The sequence below is a fragment of the Methylobacterium sp. E-065 genome (genome assembly GCF_022829605.1).
Taxonomy (GTDB): domain Bacteria; phylum Pseudomonadota; class Alphaproteobacteria; order Rhizobiales; family Beijerinckiaceae; genus Methylobacterium.
The window spans coordinates 1-2,399 of sequence record NZ_JAKSYD010000166.1 but is presented as its reverse complement, the minus strand read 5'-3'; the positions used below and the strand labels follow the sequence as shown (position 1 = coordinate 2,399).

The window sequence follows — 2,399 nt, the reverse complement described above, 5'->3', positions numbered from 1 at the left end:
AACTGCGGCGCTGCCTGATTTTTCAGGTCAAACCGCTCATTGTTATTTGGGCCCGCGTCTTGGTGGCTGGCTCCGGCACGCCCCGCACTGCGGTGGTTTGCTGGGTCAGGATCATGCCGGAACGGCTACGCTCAGCAAACTAGTTTCGTCCTGGAAACCTTTAGTTTGAAGGAACCGTGGCTGTTCCGCCACAGGTGTGGCAAGCCCCTTTGCCCTTACGGTAAGCTGCAGCCGGCACCGGCCGGGCGGCCATATCATCACGGCTCGCCCGGCCTCGCGCACTCCCGACCGCACCGCGGCTGGTCCGCCTCAGATAAGCCGACCGGCGATCCCTCGCCAGCTTGTGAACATGTGAGCTTGATAGCAGGCAATCTCGCAATCTTGCGTGCTTCGGATCGTGTGGGCCTGAAATCTCGCCGTCTCGGGATCCTGCTTGCAGCGCATCTCGCCAGCGGGCGGGCTCGCGGTCTCGTTGACAGGATCCCTCGGGGGCTCGATTGCTGCCGAGCTTGATCGCAGTGGATGGGGGCAGATGTGCAGGTGATCGCGGTCACGGCAAGAAAAGGTGGCGTCGGAAAAACGACGCTCTCGATGCACCTGTCGGTCCTGGCGGCCCAAGCGGACAGCCCTGCCCTGCTGATCGACACGGACCCGCAACGGTCGCTCGCATGGTGGCATCAGCTACGCGGGCCGGATGAGCCGAAGCTAATCGAAGCGGATGCGCGCGAGCTGCCGGAGCTTGTCGAGGCCGCTCAACGCGAGGGGTTCGGCCGGATCATCATCGACACTCCGCCGCACGCCGAGGACAGCATTCTAGCGGCGATGCGCGCTGCCGATCTCGTGCTCGTCCCGACGCGGCCGGGGCCGCTTGACCTGGCTGCCGTCGCCTCGACGCTGGATCTCGCGCAGCGGGTCGGCAAGGCGCCGCTCGCCGTCATCAACCACGCCCCGGCCCGCACGGGGTCGGCCGAGCCGGCGATCGTGGCCGAGGCGCGGGCTGCGCTCGTTGCCATGGGTGCGACCGTGGCGGCGACAGCTCTCGCGAACCGGGTTGCCATGTCTCACGCCATTCTGACGGGCTCGACGGTCAACGAACACGAACCGGATGGGAAGGCCGCGGCCGAAGTCGCCGCGCTCTGGCAGGAAGTCGAGGCGGCGTTGTCCGCAGGAGGGAAGGCACGATGAGCAAGGCGGCACGCCCTACCCTGGACAGCCTCGCCGGCCGGTTCGCACGGAAGGATCCGGCGACCAGCGCCGCCAGTGTTGTCAGTGAGCCGCCCGCAGCGGCCGAACCTGCGGCCTCATCGGCTGGCCCTGCCTCAACCGCCGCAGCGACCGTGAAGGCAAAGGCAGATGCGCGGGTGCAGATCCTAACCCGGATCGACCCGGCCACGCGCAAGCGGCTCAAGGTCATCGCGGCCGAGCAGGAGCGAACCATTCAGGAGATATGCGAGGAAGCCATCCGCGATTTTGTGGCCCGGCATAGCAAGTGATCTAGTTCCTGAGCTTGCGAGCTATCAATGGATCAGACGCCGCCCGACAAGCCAGCCGAGACGCTGGAGATGCTCGACAAGCGTGTGGGCTACGCTCAGCGGGAGCATGATCGGTCGGACCGCACCGCGGCGAGCATGTTCCCAGTGGTCGCGAGTTTCGCGGTGGAGGCGCAGAAGGCTGCTGCGCTCGTGAATGGCGGCTCGGCCGCCGCGATGCTCGCTTTCATCGGGACGGGCCGACAGCCTGTGACCGTCGACACGATCTTCGGGCTGAAACTTTTTGGGGCCGGCCTTCTGGTGGCGATGGTCGCGACCGCCTTCGCCTATCTCACGCAGTACTTCTACCTGCGAGAGATGCAGAGCCTATCCTACGCCTTCGAGCTTCCGTTCGTGCGGAATACCCCGGCGTCACTGCGCGCGAAACGCACTGCTGGCACGTTCCACGTCGTCGGCATCGCCGCAGTTCTGCTCGCCTATGGACTCGCCGTCGCTGGCCTGTGGTACGTGGCAGGCAGTCTCGTTCCGTTGCCGGCCAAAACCTAACTCGACAGCTCGTCAGCTCGCGGAATTGATCCGTCGCAATCTTGCTATCAAGCTCCCTCGTTGGCTTGCTCCCGTGCCATCATCAGTGTAACTTCCGATAATTCGCGTTCTCGGAAGTTACGCCGATAGGCTGGACCTATGCCGACGATCCACCTGATAGACGGCACGTCAGGCCAGCGGGTGCCGGTGAAGCCAGAGAAGTGGGCGCCCTGCAACGGCTGCGGTGATCGTCCCCCTTTGAAGTGGTCCGCCCTGAAGTATGGCTTTTGCGCCGACAGAGGACGGAATCGATGGCCCAACGACCCAAGCCCGAGGAGATCGTGAGCAAGCTGCGTCAGGTCGACGTGCTGGTCTCACAAGGAC

The 2,399-nt window shown here is 64.8% G+C and carries 3 protein-coding genes; all 3 read left to right on the top strand.

Going from position 1 to position 2,399, the window contains the following annotated elements:
* Positions 1-540: 540 nt before the first annotated feature.
* From MKK84_RS21460 to MKK84_RS21450, 3 genes are read left to right on the top strand one after another with little or no spacing between them, the layout of a single operon-like run.
* Positions 541-1,185: a ParA family protein gene (locus MKK84_RS21460; RefSeq protein ID WP_243923391.1), complete on the top strand. Its 645-nt coding sequence runs from the start codon at positions 541-543 to the stop codon at positions 1,183-1,185.
* Positions 1,182-1,493 (top strand): ribbon-helix-helix domain-containing protein, encoded by a 312-nt coding sequence (locus MKK84_RS21455; protein WP_243923389.1) that lies wholly within the window; start codon positions 1,182-1,184, stop codon positions 1,491-1,493. The genes MKK84_RS21460 and MKK84_RS21455 overlap by 4 nt, the downstream gene beginning before the upstream one ends.
* Positions 1,494-1,520: 27 nt before the next feature.
* Positions 1,521-2,036, top strand: coding sequence for a hypothetical protein (locus tag MKK84_RS21450; protein ID WP_243923387.1), 516 nt, complete (start codon positions 1,521-1,523; stop codon positions 2,034-2,036).
* Positions 2,037-2,399 lie beyond the last annotated feature (363 nt).